Here is an 18741-nt window from a genome sequence, read left to right as displayed (position 1 = left end):
CGCCAGATCCTCCCCCCCGTTGTCGGTGATGATGAGTCCGGGTCGTCCGGGTGCGACGTCTGGTAGTAACCGTCACCGTACGAGACCAGCTGCCAGTCGTCGACCAGGATGCCTAACGGGTCACGCGTGCGGCTGGGGCCTACCCAGTTGCCGTTGTCCTGCAGCCCGCCGCCCAGGTGGTAGAACGGCTCGCGGTTGTCGGCGTGCAGCTGGTAGAACTGCGCCAGCGGGAAGACGTTCGGGAAGCGCCATGTCGCGCCGTGGTCGCGCGACTCGGCGATGCCGCCATCGTTCACGTCCCAGAGGCGCGTGGGCTCGGCGGGGTCGATCCAGAGCCCATGGTGGTCGCCGTGCACCGTCTGCCCGATCGGGCGGAAGGTGCGCGCGCCGTCGATGGACACCATGAGGTTGCAGGCGATCGAGTAGACACGCTCCGGGTTCTGCGGGTCGACGCGCAGGTCGGAGTAGTAGAAGCCGCGACAGATCGTGCGCGAGTCGTCGCTCGTCTTGCGCCACGTCTCGCCGAAATCGTCGCTGCGATAGACGAATCCTTCCTTCGACTCGGTGATGGCGTAGACGGTGTTGGGCGACGACGGGGCGACCTTGATTCCACGCGACCCAGGAGCTTCGGGAGTCCGCCACCGAGCTTGCGCCGTCGCCCGCCGTCGACCGACTTGTAGATCCCGCCTTGTTCCGAGCCTGACGTGAACGTCCACTGCTTGCGGTCGAAGAGCCACATCGCCGCATAGACGATGTTGGGTTCTTCGGCGACGTCCAGGCGGCAGCCGTTGTCGCGACGTAGAGCGTCTGCTCCACGTGCGGCCGTCGCGCGAGACAAAGACGCCACGTTCCGCGTTAGGCCCGCCGCGCCCCCGGCGCAGGTGTACCCCGTGCGCGTGTCGGCGGGGTTCCCCCATCACGCGGGCGATATGGCGCGTGCGCCCAGGCCGATGAAGCGCCACGATGGCCGCCGTCGGCGACTTGTACATCCCGCGCCCGAACGAGACCGGAGTTGCGGACGTTGGCCTCTCCGGTTCCCCGCGTAGATCCGTCCGGGTTGCCGGGCCCGGGGGCCAGGGCGGAGAGCGTGGGCTGTTTGCGAAGAGCGGGCCCAGGTCGTCCCGCCGTCGCGCTTCTCCAAACGCGCCCGCGGCGGTTCCACATAGACAAGGTTGGCGTTGCCGCCGCTCCTCGACGTCGGTCAGGCGCCCCATCATGTTGGCGGGGCCGATCGAGCGAAACGTGAGGCGCGCGAGGGCGGTCGTGTCGACCGCGCTGCGCGCGGAGCGGCGGCGCGCGGTTGCGCGACGGGCGCGACCGGAACGACGAGCGTGGCGAGCGCGAGCGCCTGGAGTGGGCGCGCGAACGCCCGGATCGAGGGGCGAGTCGGGGCAAGTGCAACCCGGCCGGTGCCCCCGCGTGCGGCGCAGGTTATTCTCTTGCCACCCCCTCACCCGTGCGGAATCGCCCCATGCATCCGAAGGACCTTCAGGACTTCGCCGCGCGCCTACCGACGCCTGGTGCAGCCAGGATGCCGCCAGCGTCGCCGCCTTCTTTGCCCCGGACGGCCTGCTCACCATCAATGGCGGCTCGCCCAACCTCGGCCGGGTGGCGATTACCGCCTCGGCTGAGGGGTTCATGGTCGCCTTTCCCGACCTGCTGGTCGAGATGAACGGGCTCGACGTCGATGGTGAACGCGTGGTGTATCGGTGGACGCTCACGGGGACCAACACCGGTCCGGGCGGCACGGGGCGGCGCGTGCGTATCAAGGGGTCCGAGACCTGGACCTTTGGCCCCGACGCCCTCGTGGCCCGCTCGGTGGGTGCGTACGACGTGGCCGACTACCATCGCCAGCTGCACGGCGCCCCCGCGGGCGCCTGACGAGCGATCCGGCGCCGGCTAATCGCCAGGCTGTTCGCGACCTCCACGCCAACGCGAACGGCAGCGACAAGGGCAACGCCGCGTCCCTCCCCGCCGCGTCGAGGCCCCGTGGCCCGCAACGAACGCGTGGACACCGGTCCGCGGCTGCTGCCACGAACGTCCTCCAGGAAGTTCCCTGTACGCGGTCGCACGGGAATGAAAGCGTACGCCTTCCCACGCCGACTCCGTTGACGACGTCGCGACGCGAGAGCGGGCGTCCAGCCTCTCGCGGTCGGTCGTCTGGCGCGCCATGTTCGCTCGGCCCCCATTCCCTCCAATTCCGCACATGCGCTTCGCCATCTCTCGGACCATCGCCCTCACGCTGCTCGGTGCTTCGTCGCTCTCCGCGCAGCGCCCCGCCACGCTCACGAAGCTCACCCGACTCATTGATTCCGCCGGTACCGCGCTGGTGAAGAGGAAGGCTCCGGGCATCGCCGTCGCGGTGTCTCGCGGCGGGCGGATCGTCTACGCGAAGGGGTTCGGCTACGCCACATTGCGAGAACAAGGTCGCCGTCACTCCGGCCTCGGTCTTCCAGATTGGGTCGGTCACCAAGCAGTTCACCGCAGCCGCCATCCTGCAGCTCGTCGACCAGGGGAAGCTCGCCCTCACCGATCCGCTGACGAAGTTCTATCCCGATTGGCCCGGGGCGGGGAGCACGGTGACGGTTGCACACCTGCTCAATCACACCGCGGGGATACACAACTACACCGCGATGCCCGTCTTTCAGGCGTGGAAGTCGCGTTACGTCCCCGCCGATTCGATGATCGCCCTGTTCAAGTCGGCGCCCTTCGACTTTGACTCGCCGCGCCTAACGCACTCGCCACCGTGCGCTACTGTCACCTCACGCCGCTCATCGCCAACCGCGCGCACGGTTATGCGTCGCGGAAGGAGGGCGGGTTCCGGAACGCCGACTATCAGGAGATGAGCACGCCGTACGCCGCCGGGGCGATCTGCTCGACGGCGAGCGACCTCGTGAAGTGGACGATGGCGCTCGAGTCGGGCAAGGTCGTCCGGCCGGCGACGTACCGCGAGATGACGACGCCGCGCGCGCTAACCGACGGGACGAAGCAGCCGTACGCCTTCGGCTTGGGGGTCAGCGACCTCGCCGGCCACCGCATCGTCTCGCACAATGGCGGGATCGACGGCTTCCGGTCGCAGCTCGCGTCGTACCCGAACGACTCGCTGATCATCGCCGTGCTCGTCAACGGAGATAGCGACCTCCCCGACCGGTTCGAGAAGACCATCGCGCGCTGGGCGCTCGGCGTTCCGGAGCCGGTGGTGAAGGACCTCGCCGTTCCGGCGGAGCTGATCGCGCGCGTGACGGGAGCTACGCAGGAAAGCGGGACCGGTTCGCATCGTCGCGAAGGAGGGGAAGCTGTTCGCCGAACTCGAGGAGACGCGCCAGCTCCGCTATCAGGGGAACGGCGTCTTCATCATGGACGGCAGCGGCGGGGCCGAGATCCAGTTCGCCCCGGAGACGGGGCGCGTCGAGACGTTGACGGCGAAGGTGTCGGGGGCGGCGCTGGTGTTCAAGCGCGTGCCCTGAGTCGACGATCACGCATCGGTTGCCCGTCGTTCTCGTGTCGGGCGCGGCGATGCGTGACCGACGCGGCACCGGCGGCACCAGGTCACCGGTGCATCGTCATGTCCGGGCAATCGTGTGGAGCGCTGCGAGGAACCGCCATGCCTCACGCTCCCCGCGGCTCGAGGCGCCGCTGCGCGGACTTCGCTGGATCCTCGCTACTGGATCGCCTTCGACGCCGGTGGCGGGTTCTTCCCCCCGTCGGCGATGAACTGCTTGATGCGCTGCTCCAGCACCGGCAACGGGACCGAGCCTAACGCCAGGATCGCGTCGTGGAACAGTCGCTGGTCGAACTTGTCCCCCAGCGCCGCCTCGGCCTCGCGCCGGTGCCGGCGGATCTGCATCTCACCCAGCTTGTACGCCAGCGCCTGTCCAGGCCAGGAGATGTAGCGGTCGATCTCGGTCGTGATCTCGTGCTCGGAGAGTGCGGCGTTCTCCTTGAGGTAGTCGATCGCCTGCTGGCGTGACCAGCCAAACTTGTGGATGCCGGTGTCGATCACGAGGCGACAGGCGCGCCACATCTCGTACGTCAGGCGCCCGAAGTCCTCGTACGGCGTCTCGTAGATCCCCATCACCGTGCCGAGCCACTCGGTGTACAGCCCCCACCCCTCGCCGTAGCCCGAGAAGTACGTCTGGTTGCGGAATTCGGGACGCGGCGGCCCCTCGAGGGCGAGCGCGGCCTGGAACGAGTGCCCGGGCGTGCACTCGTGCAGCGTGAGCGCGGCGAGCGTGTACAGCGTGCGCGCCGGAAGGTTGTAGGTGTTCATCATGCACGCGTCCAACCCGCCGCGCCCGCCGGTGTAGATGGGGGCGATGGCATCGGGGACCTTGATGATCCCGTGGCGGTAACGCGGTAGGTAGCCGATGGTCTCCCGCAGCTTGTAGTCGGCCTTCTTGGAGACATACGCCGAGTAGGAGAGCAGCTCGCGCGGCGTCTTGGCGTAGAACTGCGGATCGGTGCGCAGGAAGTGGAAGAACTCGGCCATCGTTCCGGTGAAGCCGGCCTTGCCCTTCACCACCTCCATCTCTGCACGGATGCGCGCGACCTCGGCCTTCCCCTGCTCGTGGATCTGGTCGGCGGTGAGCGGGAGCGTGGTGAACTTCTCGATCTGCGACTGATAGAAGGCCGGGCCGTCGGGGAGCGTGACCGCGGCGAGTACGGTGCGCGCGCTGGCGAGATACTCGTCGCGCATGAAGGTGAGGAGCTGGGCGTACGCCGGTGCCACGACGTCGCGCATCACGGTCATCGCCTCGCTTCGCAGCGCCGCACGCTCGCTCTCGGCGATGGAAGGCGGCATCTCCGCGAACGGGACGTACAGCGGGTTGGTGGAATCGCCCTTTGTGTATGGGACGATGGTCTGGTCGCGCCCCTCGACACTCACACGCGGGATGGTGAAACCGCGCGACAGCCCGGCGCGCATGTTGACGATCTGGTCGCCGAAGTAGCGCGGGACGTCGCGCAGGCGCGTGAGGAAGCGACGGTAGTCCTCGACTTTGCCGAAGCCCTGGCGCGGGGTGAACTCGGTCCAGAAGAACGAGTCGCTGTTGAACGGCGCCTCGTACGTCTTGTAGCGTACGTCGTTGGCGAGCGCGACGACCGAGGTGCGGAAGACTGATGCGTTGATCTGCTCCTCGGGCGACAGCTGCGCGAACGGAATCGAGTCGAACTGGGCGAGCGCACGCGTCCAGTAGGCCAGGCGATCGGCTTGCGCGCTCGCGTCGACGCGCGGAAAGCCATCGCTCCGCGCCCGAACTCGCGTTGCCGCCACTCCCACTCGGCGGTGTACAGGGCGCGAAGGCGGGCGTCGGCGCTACCCGTCGCCTGGGCATCCGCGTCGGCGGCGCCGACGATCAAGGCCCCGACGAACAGTGCCCCGGCAAGGACCACAAAACGGCGCGCGCGAAGGGTTCAGCATCTCTGGAGCCTCACGACGAACGGGTGGGATCGACGCGGCGAAGCTGGCGTGCGCGCCCGGCGCCGGCAAGTCGGGATCCGACCGCGTCGCGAGGTCGCGACGGCACCCTTCACGCCGGCGATCGCCGCGCGATAAGATCCTCCCCCCGCCGTTTGCTCTCCCTGGCGGAACTTCTCTTCGCCAGCTCCACACCATGCGACTCCCCACGATCGCGCGCGCGCTCCTCCTGCTGGTGTCCGTCACCGTGGCATGCGCGCGCGCAACGCCGACGCCGGCCCCCTCCGCTGCGTCGGGCGGCGACTGCTGCCTCGACGACGGGCGCCGCATCGCCGAGCGTCATCGCGTCGTCGCCATATCGACTCGGCGCTTCACGCATGCGCAGCTCTGGGGCGCGCTCGAGCCCGTGACCCGTTCGCCCGCGGTGCGCGTGACGCCGATCGGCCAGTCGATCAATGGCCGGCCGCTGCGTGCCATCACCGTGGGAAGCGGCCCGACGACGGTGCTGCTCTGGTCGCAGATGCACGGCGACGAGTCGACGGCGACGATGTCGCTGGCCGACATCCTCACCTGGTTCACGTCGACCGGTGAGCGCGACGCCCTGCGCGACCTGCTCACGTCGCGCCTGACGATGGTCCTGGTCCCGATGCTCAACCCCGACGGGGCCGAGCTCTTCCAGCGGGAAAACGCGTTAGGCGTGGACGTCAATCGCGATGCGCGCCGGCTGGCGACCCCCGAGGCGCGGGCGCTCAAGGCGCTGCGTGACTCCATCCAACCTGCCTTCGCCTTCAACCTGCACGACCAGAACGCGCGCACGCTCGGCGGGCGCGATGGGAACCAGGTGGGGATCGCGATCCTCGCCCCGGCGGCCGACGCCGAGAAGACGTATGGTCCCGTGCGGGCGACGGCGCGGCTGGTGGCGGCGCGCATGCGTGACGTCCTCGAGCGCGAGATCCCCGGGCGCATCGCCAAGTACGACGACACGTTCAACCCCCGTGCCTTCGGCGACCTGATCCAGCAATGGGGATCGAGCGCGGTCCTCATCGAGAGCGGGGCGCTGCCGGGTGATCCCGAGAAGCAGCGGCTGCGTCGCGTGAACGTGATCGCGATTCTCACGGCGCTGCAGGCGATTGCAACTGGCGGATACCGTGCTGCCGACCCGGCGACCTACGAGTCGCTCCCCACCAACGACCGGGCGGCGGTCGATGTGCTGGTGATGGGCGGATCGGTCGTCCTCCCCGGCAAGGGGCGCCGATGCGCGTCGATGTCGCGATGAACTACGAGGACGCGCTGCGCGGCGGGACGCTGCGCGTGCGCGAAAGTGGCGACCTGTCGGCGGTGGCCGCGCTCGACACCATCGATGCGTCGGGGCTCTTCCTGCATCCGGCGCCCGGCATGCTCACGGGCGAGGGGAACGGGCGCTGGCTGCGCATCAACGCCCTGGTGCAACTTTCGCTGCGGCGCGGGCGCGAGGAGAACAGCATCCTGGTGCGCGAGGTGGTGGGCACCACGCGACCACGCCCCACACCGGAGACGAGGTCCACCATGTTCGGCATGATCGGCAAGATCACTGCGCTCCCTGGCCAGCGCGACGCGCTCGCCGCCATCCTCGCGCAAGGGGCCTCGACCATGCCCGGCTGCCTGAGCTACATCGTCTCCCGCGACCTCGCCAACGTGGACGTGCTGTGGGTGAGCGAGGTGTGGGAGTCGGAGGCGAGCCACAAGGCGTCGCTCGCCCTTCCCTCCGTGCGCGAGGCGATCGCGAAGGGGCGGCCGCTCATCGCCAGCTTCGAGACGTCGGCGCGTCTCGGGCCCGTCGGCGGACACGGGTTGGTGCCAACCCGTTAGGCAGGCGTACGCAGAGGCGCAGGCGCGACGCCCGGCCTCCGCGCGAAACGTCCGCCCTTCCGGAAGAAGCGCACGTACTTCACCACCAGCCCGCCGTTCTGCGGCTTCATGATCGCGAAGCTGCGCTCCAGGAGCGTGGGCCACACCGAGTTCCAGACGACGAACAGGTCGGAGCCCGGCGACTGCGTCCAGCGCATGCGCGCATTGAGTGCGGTGCGATCGGACCGATCGTCGGCCTGGGCGAAGGCGGTGAAGGTGAGGCGCGGCGACACGGCGTAGTCGCCGCGAAAACGCAGCGTGTTGGTAATGAAGGCGCCGGCCGGGAGCTCGATGTCGTTGCGCTCGTACTCCAGCGAGAACTCGAGATGCGGCTGGCGGCGCAGCTTGCCCACAAAGGCGAGGTCGTGGCGGTTGCCGTCGTAGAACGCGCCGGTCGACGCCGTGGCTTCCACCGCCCAGGTGCGCACGTTGGAGCCGGTGCTTCGCCTCGACGCGATTCCACCAGTAGCCACCCGCTGGCACCGCGACACCGGGGATGATCTCGAACGGGACGTCGGGGGCGTCGAACTTGCGAATGGTGTTGAGCTCGATGCGGTCACCGCTCTGGAACTGCACGCCGAAGGGGCGCACGGTGAACGAGGCGTTGTCCATCACGCGGTCGAGCCGCCACACGACATCGTAGTTGAGCAGGTTGAACTCGAACTTTCGCACCAGGCGCGCGTTGCGCGGGCGGGGCGTGATCGCCATCGACCCCCCCAGCGATAGATGCCGCGCTGCTGCACGAAGCCGAGCGCCGGGTTGTAGCCGGCTTCCACCGGTCGAAGCGCGTGACGAGGTCGACGCGGTCGTTAGGGAAGTCGACGACGAACCGGTAGTGCCGGCCGGACTCGCCCCGTGCTGTCACGGCTCCACGCGGCGTTGCCCGTGAAGACCAGGTTGCTCCCCTTGACGATGAACGGGAGGTTGAAGTCGAGCCCACCGGACAGGGCGCCCGGACGCGACGGTCGATCGCTCAACGTCGACATCGCCCCCACGTAGCCGCGCGTGAAGACGTCGCGGCGCACGCGCGCCACGAAGTCGCGCGAGTCCTCGCGGCCGCCGGTCGCCGCGGCAAGCAACCCCACGGTGTACGCCCCCACTCGCCCCTGCATTCCGGGCGCCGAAGGGGATGGTGACCGGCGTGCCGTCGCGCCCAGGGCGATGCGACGCGAGTAGAACATCTGCGTCTGCTGCTCGCGCCCGAACGAGAAGGTCGACGCCCCCTCGGTGAAGAAGGTGCGGCGCTCGGGAAAGAAGAGCGGGAATCGCGTGAGGTTCACGATCTGCCGGTCGACCCCGGCCTGCGCGAAGTCCGGGCGGAAGGTGAGGTCGGCGGTGAGCGTCGCCGTGACCGGGATCTTCACGTCGAGCCCGGCGTCGCCGCGCTGCAGCGCTTCGGCGGTGACCGAATCAGGCCGTCGGCGCGGAACCGTCGCTCGGGGGCGCGCCTCGCCCAGCACATACGGCCGGAACTCGGCGATTGCGCGCGGGGAGATCGCTCAGCCCCTCGACCTTCCCCTCACGTTCAGAAAGCGCAGCCCCTCAGGGCGGCGCCAGGCACGCCAGAGCAGCTCCTCGTTGGTACGCGGGAGGAAGCGACGGAAGTTCATCCCCATCGACGACACGTCGCGCGGATAGCGCAGCGTGGTCCACGGATGAGCATCTCCACCTTCCACCCCTCGGCGTCGATCTGCGTGCGCACGTCCCAGATCCCGTCCTCCTCGTTCCCCACCTCGTTGTCGATGTGGTCGCCGTCCCATGGCCCCGTTGGAGTTGGTGCGGAAGTAGAAGGCGCTGCGCTTGTCGGAGAGCCCGTCGATCATGAGGCTCACGTAGTCGTCGGACCGAAGGGCGGCGTCGCGGCGCAACTGCGTCCGGCGGATCGCGGCCGGGTCGTGGTCGTAGCACCACCAGCCGAGCGCCAGCCCGGCGGGGGTGGCGAGCATCCGGACGACGGTGCGCACCGACGGTTGCCCCCCTTCGGTCGGCTCCTTCTGGCGGAAGTCGGTCACTGAGTCGGCAAGCGCCCAGTCTGTTTCGTCGAGCCGGCCGTCGAGTCGGATGGCCCTGAGGTGCGATACGCTGATGGTGCGCGCGTACTGTCGCCCGAGTGCGTGGAGAACCCCTGCGCGCGCGCCGCGCCAGGCGGCCAAAGAGAGCGCGGAAGCGACGAGGGTGGTGCGGAGCGCGGAGTGCAGAGGTCTCGTGGAGCGCAAGGCGGGCTGGACGTGCGGCATGGCGGGGCAATCTACTGGGGCTCCATACGCGAGGCGCTCCATCATCGCTGTCCCCGGCGATGAGTTTCCCGGCGTCCACCAGTCGAAGCGCCTTGAGTGGTGGGGCCCCGGAGCCAGATTACCCGCGGCGCCACCGACCCTGCGATCCCCCTCCGGAGAACCCCCGATGTCCGCGACAGAACCCGTACCGACCTCCGACCGCGAACTGGTCCTCACGCGCCTGATCGACGCGCCGCGCGCCGCGCTTTATCGTGCGTGGACCGAGCCCGAACTCATCACACAGTGGTTCGTTCCCAAGCCGTGGAGCATTGCGCTCGCCGAAACCGACGTGCGCGCGGGGGGCACGTCGTTGATCGTGATGCGCGACCCCGAGGGGACGGAGTACCCGAATCGCGGGATCTACCTCGAGGTCGTTCCCAACGAGAAGCTGGTCTTCACCGACGCCTATACGTCGGCGTGGGAGCCGTCGGACAAGCCATTCATGACGGTGACCGTTACGTTCGAAGACGAGGCGGGGAAGACGCGCTACACCGCGCGGGCGCGCCACTGGACCGTGGCCGATCGGGAGCAGCATGAGCAGATGGGGTTCCACGTGGGGTGGGGATTTGCGCTGACCAGTTGGCGCACTCGCGGCCACATTGCAGAGACCATCGTCCCGGACGTGGGCGGCGCTGAGCCATCCGGCGTCCGGGGGCCAGCGCCCTGGGGTCGGTGGCCGGCAGGACGACTTCAGCCCCGACGAATCGGCATGGCATTCCTCCAGGATCTCTATCCCGACGACTACTCCCATTGCCACGGGTGCGGTCGCCTCAACCCGCACGGGCTGCACATCAAGAGCGAGTGGCGTGACGGAGAGACAGTCGCGCACTTCATGCCGGGGGAGTATCACATCGCCCTCCCGGGCTACGTGTATGGCGGGCTCCTTGCCTCACTGGTGGATTGCCATTCGATTGCGGCCGGTGCGGCGGCCGCGATGCACGCGGCGGGCGAGCTTCCCGGACGCGACGAGACGCCGCGCTTCGTGACCGGGTCGCTGCACGTCGACTACCTCAAGCCGACCCCGATGGGGATCGAGCTGGTGCTGCGGTCGCGCGCCGAGGAGGTGGGGGGCGCGCAAAGGTGATCGTCGCTACGAGCGTCGCTGGCCGGCGACGTGGAAGTGGCGCGCGGCAAGGTGACGGCGGTGCGCATGCCGTCGACGATGGCCGCGGCGGGGTAGCGACCATGACCATGCCCCCCGGCCGAGCAGGAGCTGTACACGGTGCGCGGCTTCCAGGTCGTGGTGGAGAACTCACGTCCCGATATCCGCACCGGCGACGTGCTGCAGCGGCTGGACGACGCGCTGCAGCTGATCGAACAGGCGCAACCGTGGCGCCTGCGCCACCTGCGCAGCGCGACCTGCGCACTTCTGGGTCGTGCGCTACGCCTGTCGCGGGGCCTACTTCCCCGATGACCGCGTCTGCATGACGGAGCTGACCTTCCTCAACCGGCGCGACATCACCGCTGCACCGGTGGCGGCGTCGATCGTGCACGAGGGGATGCACGCCCGCGTGGACTGCATGGGGGTGCACCGCCCAGGCGCGACCGGGCGCGCGAGGAGCGCCTGTGCCGGCGGGCGGAGCTGGAGTTCGGGTTGGCGCTGGGGCCGGCGTTAGGCGCCCTGGTGGAACGGGCGCTGGCCTCGCTGCAGCTGTCCGATACCGACGTGGCGCCGGTCGTGGATTGGGGCGAGGCGCAGCGGCGCATCGACGAGGTGGATCAGGGGGCGGGGCGGCTGACGGTCCTCTGAAGCGCTCGAGGATGCGTGTCGCCCTCGCGCCGAGCTCGGGAAGGTCCGGCGCGTGGCACGAGGGCCGGGACAGTCACCCCGGTTGCGATTACCCTGTCGTCGACCAGCAGCAGACGCAATCCGCACCAGCAAGGAGACGCATGTCGGGCTCGAAGGGACCATCGGCATCCTTACCGGCGGGCGACGTCCCCGGCCTCAATCCAGCCATTCGCGCCATCACGATCCGCGCGCTGCGCGAGGGGTATCGCGTGATCGGTATCCGCCGCGGCTGGGCGCGGCTGGTCGACTACCATCGTGAGAAGGACGCCGACAACAGCGACAACATCCAGGTCCTCTCCGAGGCGATCGTGAACCGCGCCGGCCGTACGGGCGGGACCTTCCTGCACACGTCGCGCACGCGCCCTCGCACCTGCCGCTCGAGCGCGTCCCCCGCGTACCTGACCGGGTATGAGAACAAGGTCAACGACGTTACGCCCGACATCCTCAAGAACCTCGAGCATCGGGATCGACACGCTCATCCCCATCGGGGCGACGACACGCTGTCGTACGGCAAGCGCTTGCATGACGAGGGTGTAAACGTTGTCGCCATCCCGAAGACGATGGACAACGACGTCTTCGGCACCGACTACTGCATCGGCTTCAGCACCCTGCGTGACGCGCACGATCGAGCTCACGCACGCACTGCGCACCTCGGCCGGGTCGCACGAGCGTTACCTCGTCATCGAGGTCTTCGGGCGCTACGCCGGCTTCACGGCGCTGCTCCCCACCACTGGCCGGCGCTGCCGACCGCTGCGTCATTCCGCGAGCACGCGGTCGACGTGGAGCAGCTGGCGGAGCTGCTCACCTACGATCGCAACCGTCACCCGAGTCGTTATGCGGTCGGCTCGCCTCAAGGGGCGCAGCTCGCCTCGCACGACGGGATGAGCTTCGAGGGGTCGGAGGCCGACATGTTCAGCCACCGCAAGCTGGGCGGGGTGGGGGACAAGGTCGCCGCGGCGCTTCAAGGAGCTGTCGCCCAAGGACAACAACGGACGCCGCATCGACGTCGTGAGCCAGCGCCTGGGCTACCTGGTGCGCTCGGGCGATCCCGGACGCGCTCGACTCGATCGTCCCGATGGCCTTCGGCAACCTGGCGCTCGACCTCATCCTCGCGAAGCGCTTCGGGCGGTTAGTCAGCATTCACCGCGGCTTCTACGACAGCGTGCACATCGGCAGCGTGACGTCGGAGAAGAAAGTCGTGCAGGTGGGAAAGTACTACGAGACGAGCCGACTGCGTCCCATCTACGACTTCGACGGGGCGCCGCTCTTCATCATGACGAGCGACTGAGCGGTCGGCGCACAGGAAGGGTGTGAGCGCGCCAGCGGCGAAGCCTGCTGGCGCGCGTTAGTCCGGCAGCCACTCCAGGGCGCGCCGGGCCAGCCCCTCGTCGTCGTTGCCTGGGGCGCGCCCCGCCGCGATGCCGCGCCACCAGGGGACGATCCCCTCCGCGCGCCGGTTCGATCGCCTCGCCGAACCGGGGAGCAGCAGTTGCACCTGCGCGTCGGGGCGAGAGCGCACGATCGCCCCGCCGGCTCGTCCCACGGGTGGATGGCGAGGTTGAACGTCCCCAGTGGATGGGGAGGACCGCCCGCTCCCCAGCATCCCGCGCGCCACGAGCGCATGCTCGGGGCCAGGTGGATGTCGCCCCCGACGGATGGTAGGCCCCGATCTCGAGGGCGACCACGTCGAACGGTCCCAGGCGACGGCCGATCCCTTGAACTCCGGGGTGAGCCCCGAGTCGGCGCCGAAGAAGAACGAGTGCCGGTCGCCTGGCAGTGCATCGCCGACCAGAGCGTGCTGTTCCGGTCCTGATTCCGCGACCGGAGAAGTGCTGCGAGGCGTCGCGGTGATCGTGACGCCGTTCACCTCGGTGCGCTCCACCAGTCGAGCTCGATCACGGTCTCGGGCGGGACCCCCCGACTCGATGATGGCCCCACGCCTAACGACGTGACGAACGGGACGCCGGCACGGGCCAGGGCGCGGATCGTCTGCCGGTCGAGTGATCGTAGTGGTCGTGCGAGACGAGCACGACGTCGAGCGGCGGAGCGCCGCCAGCGGCGCCGGCACCGGGTGAAAGCGCTTGGGGCCGAAGGCGAGCGGCGAGACACGCGTGCTCCACACCGGGTCGGTGAGGATGCGCACGCCGTCGATCTCGATGAGGAGTGTCGAATGCCCGAGTCGCGTGACGCTGCCCCGTCTCGGGGGCGCCGCCCAGCGCGCCACCGGATTCACGATCGGGATCGTCCCCGACGGAATGCGCCGTTCCCCCGCACAGGAACTCGCGAAGACGGACGTTCCACCCCATCCGGAAGCCGATCGAGACGGGGGCACGTGTTGAGCGAAGGTGCGCCCGTTGAAATTGCGGCGAAGCCTGGATGCGTGCGCTGCGGGGACCCGCGGCGCGTCCGAGGCTCGAGGTCATCAACGGCTCCTGAGGGGCGACGCCGCAAGATACTCACGACGCAGCGTGGCGATGCGTGGCCGCCGATTCGCCTATTGGCCCCGCTTCCCGCGACTAGGCGTCGAGCGTGAAGCGCGGAATCACGGCGTCGAACGTCGAGCCGTCGTCGCGCACGAAGCGATAGGTCCTCCATCCACCTGCTGCGACTTGAGCACGCAGTACGAGCGGCACTCGTGCACCTCACCCGGCTGCAGGTACGGCTGCTCGCCCACCACGCCGTCCCCTTCGACGACCGAGTCGCCCGCTGAGTCATCGTGGATGAGCCACCGCCGCGAGCGAAGCTGCGCCGCCTGCTCGCCGCAGTTCTCGATGCGGATGTGGTACTCGAAGACGAACTGGCCGATGGCGGCGCTCGAGCGCTCGTGCAGGAAGGTCGGACGCGCGGTGATGCGGATTCCGTCCGTGATCCGGTGAAAGAGCGGCACGCGAACTGGGGGCATCAGCATCCTCGACGCAGGGAACCTGGCGCCCGCCGCGAGGGGGGAGGGCAGCGCGCGCCCAATCATAGCATCGAGGCGTTGCACGGCACCAATCTTTCTATGCCCGGGCGGAGCGCTGGCGTCAGGTCAGCTGGACGGCCACGCGCCCCGCCTTCCGAAACTCGTGCCCGGTGGGGGCGCTCGACCCGCGGGGATCGAAGCGCAGCGCGGGGAAGCGCTCGAACAGGCGTCGCATCGCGACGCGCGCCTCGACCTTGGCCAGCGCCGCCCCGAGGCAGAAGTGGCGCCCGGAAGCCGGGCGGCGTGCCCTAACGACTCCTGTCGCCAGGGGTCGTATCGGTCGGGATCGGCATAGTGGGCCGGGTCACGATTCATCGCCCCACCATGCACTGCACCACCGCCCCCGCCGGGATCTCGGCGCCGTGCAGCGTGCACGACTGCGCGGCGTAGCGTGTGCACGTCTGCACCGCCGGCTCCCAGCGCAGCGATTCCTCCATGCAGCGATCGAGGTCGTCGTCGCTGGCGCGGGCCCTCGCGAGGGCGTCGGGGTGATGGAACATGGCCCAGAGCGCGTTGGCGATGAGCCCCTCGGTCGTCTCGATTCCTCCGAACATGACGATGAGGGCGTTGGGCCGATCTCGGCGTCGTCGAGCAGGCGCGGATGCGCGCGCGCCAGCGAGGCGAGCAGGGTGGTCTCGTCTGCGTCGGGCGCGGCGAGGCGCGGGGCGATGGTGTCGCGAAAGGCGCGCACCGCGGCGTGGCGCGCGTGCGCGTCCCGGGATCGCGCTCGTAGTTCATCAGTGCGTCGACGAAGGTGTCGTACCAGCGGCGCAGCTGCTCGTCGAGCGCGACGGGGAGGCCGATGACGCGGGCGATGACTTCGAGGGCGATGGGGCGGCGTAGTCGGCGCGGAGGTCGGCGGTCGGGCGTTGGCCGGCGAGGCGCGCGAGGGCCCGCTCGACGATCGCCTCGACCAGCGGTCGCGACTCCTCGGCGGCCCGCGCGTTGAACGGCGGGGCGCAGGCCGACCCAGCGTCGTTGTGCCTCGCCCTCGGTGCTGAGCATCTGCGCCCCCGAAGGTGTCGCGGATGGGGAATGCGGATCGTCGGTGCAAAGCGCTCGTGGTCGCGCAGCACTTCCATGGCGATGTCGCGCGAGGTGATGAGCCACCGACCCACGGCGGGGCCCGGGTGACCGGTTCGCGTTCGCGCAGGCGTGCGAAGAGCGGGTAGGGATCGGCCGAGAGTTGCTCGACCGTGATTGAGGGGCCCAGCGGGAAGTCGGTCACGTGAGGCGGGAGTGGAGCGGCGAAGGTAGAGCGGGTGGCGAGGGGGGCGGTAGGGGGAATTGCGGCTGGCTTATGGCGTGCGAAACGGCGCGGGGCGCGCGTGAGACGGCGCGGGGCGCGCGTGAGACGGCGCGGGGCGCGCGTGAAGCTGCGCGGGGCGCGCGTGAAGCTGCGCGGGGCGCGCGTGATCTGGCGCGCCTCGCGTGCACGCCAGCGCGACCCGCTGCCGCTGGTGATCGTTCGCCGTCATGGCACACCTCCCGGCCAGGCCGCAATCCGCTGCACGGCATCACCTCGAGCGCAGCGCTCACCGAGCTGGTCGAGTCCATGGGGCGGGCGCGCATGGGTCGGCGCGTGCGCATCGCCTGCTTCACCAGCGACCCAGTGTGTCGTCGTCGCTCAGGTTCTTGCGCCGGACGCCGTGGGCGCGCGAAAAGGTCGAGTCGTTGTACCTGGGCTGCAACGCCGGCGCGCGCGTTCCGGAGCATCGAGCGCCGGCGCCGCGAGGGTCGTGCACAGGCATCCGGCGCATGCTCCGCGAGCATGATGCTCGTGGCCTCCGGATCGACCGTTGCGTCCACGACGTGGGCGCAGGCGACGACGGGCCCGGTCGCGCCGCCGGTAGCGACGGTGGTCGCCGCACCCCTCGCCGCATCGGCCACTGGCGCCATTCGGTCGACGGCCTGCTCACCGAGGCGTCGTGGCGCACGGCGACCCTGATCACCGAGTTCCGGCGGCGCGAACCCGTGGAAGGCACTCTCGACGGAGGCGACCGAGGTGCGGATCATTGCCGCCGGCGATGCGCTCGTCGGGGTGATCGCCCGCGACACACACCCCGAGCGCATCGTCTCGCGCATCCCTGGCGCGCGACAAAGTCATGGAGACGGAGTTCGACGGAAAGCCGAAAGTTCGCCGGCGACGACGCGATCGCCATCCTCATCGATCCGTTTCACGATCATCGCAACGCCTTCCTCTTCGCCACCAATCTAACGGTGCCGAGTTCGATGCCTTCCTGACCGATGAGGGAGGAGTACAGCATCGACTGGCGCGGCATCTGGACGGTGGCGGCCAAGCCACCGCCGAGGGGTGGTCGGGCGGAATTCGCGATTCCTTTCGCACGCTCCGCTATCACGGCGACGGCAGCGTGGGGTTCAACGTGTACCGCATGATTCATGTGGCAACGAGGAAGTCCTCTGGCGCGGCTGGGCGCGGGGCAGCGAAGGGATCGCGCGTAGCGTCGCGCCGGCCACCTCGTGGGGCTCGACCTTCCGCGCCCCGGCGTCAACGTCGACCTCAAGCCCTACGTGCTGGGAGGCGCCGACCAGGAACACGAGACGGATGGGAGCACGACGTCGGGCATCGGGAACGTCGGCGTCGACCTCAAAGTCAGAGGAATTGCGTCGGGGCTGGTGCTCGACCTGACGGCTGGCCTGACCCCGACTTCGCGCAGGTGGGGGTCGATGACGGGTCAACCTCACGCTTCGACCTCTTCTTTCCCGAGAAGCGCGAGTTCTTCCTGGAAAACTCCGCATCTTCTCCTTCCGGTCACGCGGGCAATTCGAACCGCCTCCATTCCTCGCCTTCTTCTCGCGCAACCTCAGGGATCAACGCCGACTCAGGCGGGGTCCCCATGTTAGGCGGCGGGCACCTGACGGGACGACTCGACTCCGAGACGGTCGGCTCCTCTCGGCGATGACGGCGTCGCGATGCGGCGACCCGCTTACCGCCTTCAACGTGGCGCGCATCAAGCACGACCTGTAAGAGGGCGGGGTATGTGAGGCCATGCTCGTGGACCGGCGCAACGCCGAGACGGCCAACACCGTTGGTGGTGTCGACTTTTTCGCTCCTGGCCCGTACGAAGCTCAACGTCCGAGGGCTTCGGGGCCCGCACCCACGACGAAGGACCCGGAAACGATGACGTGGCTTGGCGCACAGGCGCCGACTGCAGAGCACCAACATGAGCGCGTCGCTCTCGCACGTCGCGGTGGGGCCCCGACGTCGAGGCAGGCGCCGACTTCGTCACCACGCGACATCAAGCGGACGCGGGGAACGCTCGCTACGTGTTCAATCGTACGTCCTCAACCTGCGACGCCTCAGCATCAACATGTTCAATGACGTGGTGACCAGCACACGCGGCGAACATTGGACTGGAACGTGAGCCTCGGCACCAGCGTGGTCCCCGGCCGACAACATGGCGCTCTTCTACTCGATGAGGCGCAACCGGGTGACCGACGCGTTCACCACCCCTTGCCGACACGGTGCTGGTTCCGGCGGGGGACTATCCGTCCAGCGACATCACGGTGTTCAGCAGCACCGACCAGGGCGCCCGATCGTGCTGAACGGCGAATGCCGACTTCCGCCGTCAGTTCGGCGGCTCGATCAATTCGGCCACGGTCGGCGCGGCCGCCCCCCGCACGCTCGGCTTCAAGCTTGGCTACACGCGCGGCGATGCGTCGCTGCCTAACGGGCCCGTTTGTCGCGCACCTGCTGTCGCTGCCCGCTTTCGCCTTCACCACCCGGGCGGTGCTCAACTCGCTGGTGCAGTACAACGGCCTCAGGCGCACCCCTCTCGGCCAATGCACCATTCGGCTTCACTTTTCGCCAGGACCGCGACGTCTTTCTCGTGCTCAACGAGGAGCGCGAGTCAGATGTGGCCGTGTTGGGACCCGCACAGCCGAGGGTGCGGCTCAAAATGACCTACGGCGCGGCTCCGTTTCATGTCGCCCCACGGCGGTCATCGATCGATGAGATGTCGCCGGAAGAACGCCGCCAACCCCAAGCAGCCAAGTCTGACCAGTGTCCGGCGCCCCCTCGACCGGGTGCGGCTCGGTAGGATAGAACGCCATGTCGGGAGCGGCTTCCTGAGCTCCAGCGCTGTTGCGCGGGCGGGCTGCGTCACGGAACTCGACGTTGTCGTCGATCATCCCATGCTCGATGAGGGGCGTCGCGCAGCCCGGCGGCGTGGTTGATGGGGCTGGAGGTGGCGTACGCCGTCGAGGTCGTCGCTGGGGCGTCCGAGGATGCGTGCGGTCCTCATCCGATGAATGCGCCCAGTCGGTGACGCCCGCCTGACCGAGATACCGGCGGCGAAGGAATGCCCAGGTAGCGGAAGAGCGACGCCAAGAGCGTCGTAAACCCACCGTACGAGACGCCGTAGATCCCGATGCGCGCCGAGTCGACCCC

17 protein-coding genes and 3 pseudogenes are annotated in these 18741 nt (G+C 69.0%); 12 read left to right on the top strand and 8 right to left on the bottom strand.

All coding sequences use genetic code 11. The features are described from left to right. The coding region (locus tag IPN47_12885) for a hypothetical protein (GenBank protein ID MBK9408915.1) at positions 1-716 on the bottom strand (716 nt) is incomplete at its 3' end. Positions 717-1215: 499 nt separating this feature from the next. Here IPN47_12885 and IPN47_12880 point away from each other — a divergent pair. The 3 genes from IPN47_12880 (at position 1216) to IPN47_12870 (ending at position 3760) form a co-directional block, all read left to right on the top strand. After that, positions 1216-1881 (top strand): ester cyclase, encoded by a 666-nt coding sequence (locus IPN47_12880; protein MBK9408914.1) that lies wholly within the window; start codon positions 1216-1218, stop codon positions 1879-1881. Between the two features lie 575 nt (positions 1882-2456). Beyond that, a complete protein-coding gene (locus IPN47_12875) occupies positions 2457-2846 on the top strand; it encodes a beta-lactamase family protein (protein MBK9408913.1) in 390 nt (129 codons plus the stop codon). Further along, the gene (locus IPN47_12870) at positions 2747-3760 is read left to right on the top strand and encodes a beta-lactamase family protein (protein ID MBK9408912.1); all 1014 of its coding nucleotides are present in this window, start codon (positions 2747-2749) and stop codon (positions 3758-3760) included. Before IPN47_12875 ends, IPN47_12870 begins: the two co-directional genes overlap by 100 nt. On the opposite strand, the gene IPN47_12865 is transcribed toward IPN47_12870, so the two are convergent. Further along, positions 3662-5278 carry a DUF885 family protein gene (locus tag IPN47_12865; protein MBK9408911.1) on the bottom strand — a complete coding sequence of 539 codons (1617 nt, stop codon included), beginning with the start codon at positions 5276-5278 and terminating at the stop codon, positions 3662-3664. The two genes, IPN47_12870 and IPN47_12865, sit on opposite strands and share 99 nt — an antisense overlap. A 334-nt stretch (positions 5279-5612) precedes the next feature. Between IPN47_12865 and IPN47_12860 the strand changes: the two genes are divergently transcribed. Together IPN47_12860 and IPN47_12855 are read left to right on the top strand one after the other, a co-directional pair. Continuing rightward, on the top strand, positions 5613-6692 hold the full coding sequence (locus tag IPN47_12860; protein MBK9408910.1) for a hypothetical protein: 1080 nt from the start codon (positions 5613-5615) through the stop codon (positions 6690-6692). Positions 6693-6961: 269 nt separating this feature from the next. Beyond that, positions 6962-7264, top strand: coding sequence for an antibiotic biosynthesis monooxygenase (locus IPN47_12855; GenBank protein MBK9408909.1), 303 nt, complete (start codon positions 6962-6964; stop codon positions 7262-7264). Here IPN47_12855 and IPN47_12850 read toward each other — a convergent pair. Further along, positions 7261-7716, bottom strand: a complete 456-nt coding sequence (locus IPN47_12850) for a hypothetical protein (protein MBK9408908.1) — start codon at positions 7714-7716, stop codon at positions 7261-7263. The two genes, IPN47_12855 and IPN47_12850, sit on opposite strands and share 4 nt — an antisense overlap. On the opposite strand from IPN47_12850, the gene IPN47_12845 reads away from it, so the two are divergent. Next, positions 7706-8029, top strand: coding sequence for a hypothetical protein (locus IPN47_12845; GenBank protein MBK9408907.1), 324 nt, complete (start codon positions 7706-7708; stop codon positions 8027-8029). The genes IPN47_12850 and IPN47_12845 overlap by 11 nt on opposite strands. Positions 8030-8112: 83 nt before the next feature. Here IPN47_12845 and IPN47_12840 read toward each other — a convergent pair whose 3' ends face one another. Continuing rightward, entirely contained in the window at positions 8113-8763 is a 651-nt protein-coding gene (locus tag IPN47_12840) for a hypothetical protein (GenBank protein MBK9408906.1), read from the bottom strand. Positions 8764-8802: 39 nt separating this feature from the next. Continuing rightward, positions 8803-9315, bottom strand: coding sequence for a hypothetical protein (locus IPN47_12835; protein ID MBK9408905.1), 513 nt, complete (start codon positions 9313-9315; stop codon positions 8803-8805). A 391-nt stretch (positions 9316-9706) separates the two neighbouring features. On the opposite strand from IPN47_12835, the gene IPN47_12830 reads away from it, so the two are divergent. The 5 genes and pseudogenes from IPN47_12830 (at position 9707) to IPN47_12810 (ending at position 12656) form a co-directional block, all read left to right on the top strand. Further along, positions 9707-10663 (top strand): SRPBCC domain-containing protein, encoded by a 957-nt coding sequence (locus IPN47_12830; protein ID MBK9408904.1) that lies wholly within the window; start codon positions 9707-9709, stop codon positions 10661-10663. A 138-nt stretch (positions 10664-10801) separates the two neighbouring features. Beyond that, the gene (locus IPN47_12825) at positions 10802-10993 is read left to right on the top strand and encodes a hypothetical protein (GenBank protein ID MBK9408903.1); all 192 of its coding nucleotides are present in this window, start codon (positions 10802-10804) and stop codon (positions 10991-10993) included. Continuing rightward, positions 10956-11195: a hypothetical protein gene (locus tag IPN47_12820; protein ID MBK9408902.1), complete on the top strand. Its 240-nt coding sequence runs from the start codon at positions 10956-10958 to the stop codon at positions 11193-11195. The genes IPN47_12825 and IPN47_12820 overlap by 38 nt, the downstream gene beginning before the upstream one ends. Further along, entirely contained in the window at positions 11174-11329 is a 156-nt protein-coding gene (locus IPN47_12815; protein MBK9408901.1) for a hypothetical protein, read from the top strand. Before IPN47_12820 ends, IPN47_12815 begins: the two co-directional genes overlap by 22 nt. 118 nt (positions 11330-11447) lie before the next feature. After that, positions 11448-12656, top strand: a pseudogene (locus IPN47_12810) (6-phosphofructokinase). Positions 12657-12713: 57 nt separating this feature from the next. Here the strand turns inward: IPN47_12810 and IPN47_12805 are convergent. The 3 genes and pseudogenes from IPN47_12805 to IPN47_12795 form a co-directional block, all read right to left on the bottom strand. Next, positions 12714-13601, bottom strand: a complete 888-nt coding sequence (locus IPN47_12805; GenBank protein ID MBK9408900.1) for a hypothetical protein — start codon at positions 13599-13601, stop codon at positions 12714-12716. A 283-nt stretch (positions 13602-13884) separates the two neighbouring features. Beyond that, positions 13885-14270, bottom strand: a pseudogene (gene apaG, locus IPN47_12800) (Co2+/Mg2+ efflux protein ApaG). Positions 14271-14641: 371 nt separating this feature from the next. Next, the gene (locus IPN47_12795) at positions 14642-14884 is read right to left on the bottom strand and encodes a hypothetical protein (GenBank protein ID MBK9408899.1); all 243 of its coding nucleotides are present in this window, start codon (positions 14882-14884) and stop codon (positions 14642-14644) included. A gap of 746 nt (positions 14885-15630) precedes the next feature. On the opposite strand from IPN47_12795, the pseudogene IPN47_12790 reads away from it, so the two are divergent. After that, positions 15631-16574: pseudogene (locus IPN47_12790) on the top strand (VF530 family DNA-binding protein). The last annotated feature ends 2167 nt before the right edge of the window (positions 16575-18741 follow it).

Source organism: Gemmatimonadota bacterium (assembly GCA_016719105.1).
Taxonomy (GTDB): domain Bacteria; phylum Gemmatimonadota; class Gemmatimonadetes; order Gemmatimonadales; family Gemmatimonadaceae; genus SCN-70-22.
Note: the sequence above shows the minus strand (reverse complement) of the source record. Positions and strands in the feature narration are given on the sequence as shown.

Bases quoted from the DNA above. Each gene is read 5' to 3' on its own strand.
- IPN47_12880 (MBK9408914.1), top strand. From the start codon at position 1,216: ATGTTGGCGGGGCCGATCGAGCGAAACGTGAGGCGCGCGAGGGCGGTC.
- IPN47_12860 (MBK9408910.1), top strand. From the start codon at position 5,613: ATGCGACTCCCCACGATCGCGCGCGCGCTCCTCCTGCTGGTGTCCGTC.
- IPN47_12855 (MBK9408909.1), top strand. From the start codon at position 6,962: ATGTTCGGCATGATCGGCAAGATCACTGCGCTCCCTGGCCAGCGCGAC.
- IPN47_12830 (MBK9408904.1), top strand. From the start codon at position 9,707: ATGTCCGCGACAGAACCCGTACCGACCTCCGACCGCGAACTGGTCCTC.
- IPN47_12795 (MBK9408899.1), bottom strand. From the start codon at position 14,884: ATGTTCGGAGGAATCGAGACGACCGAGGGGCTCATCGCCAACGCGCTC.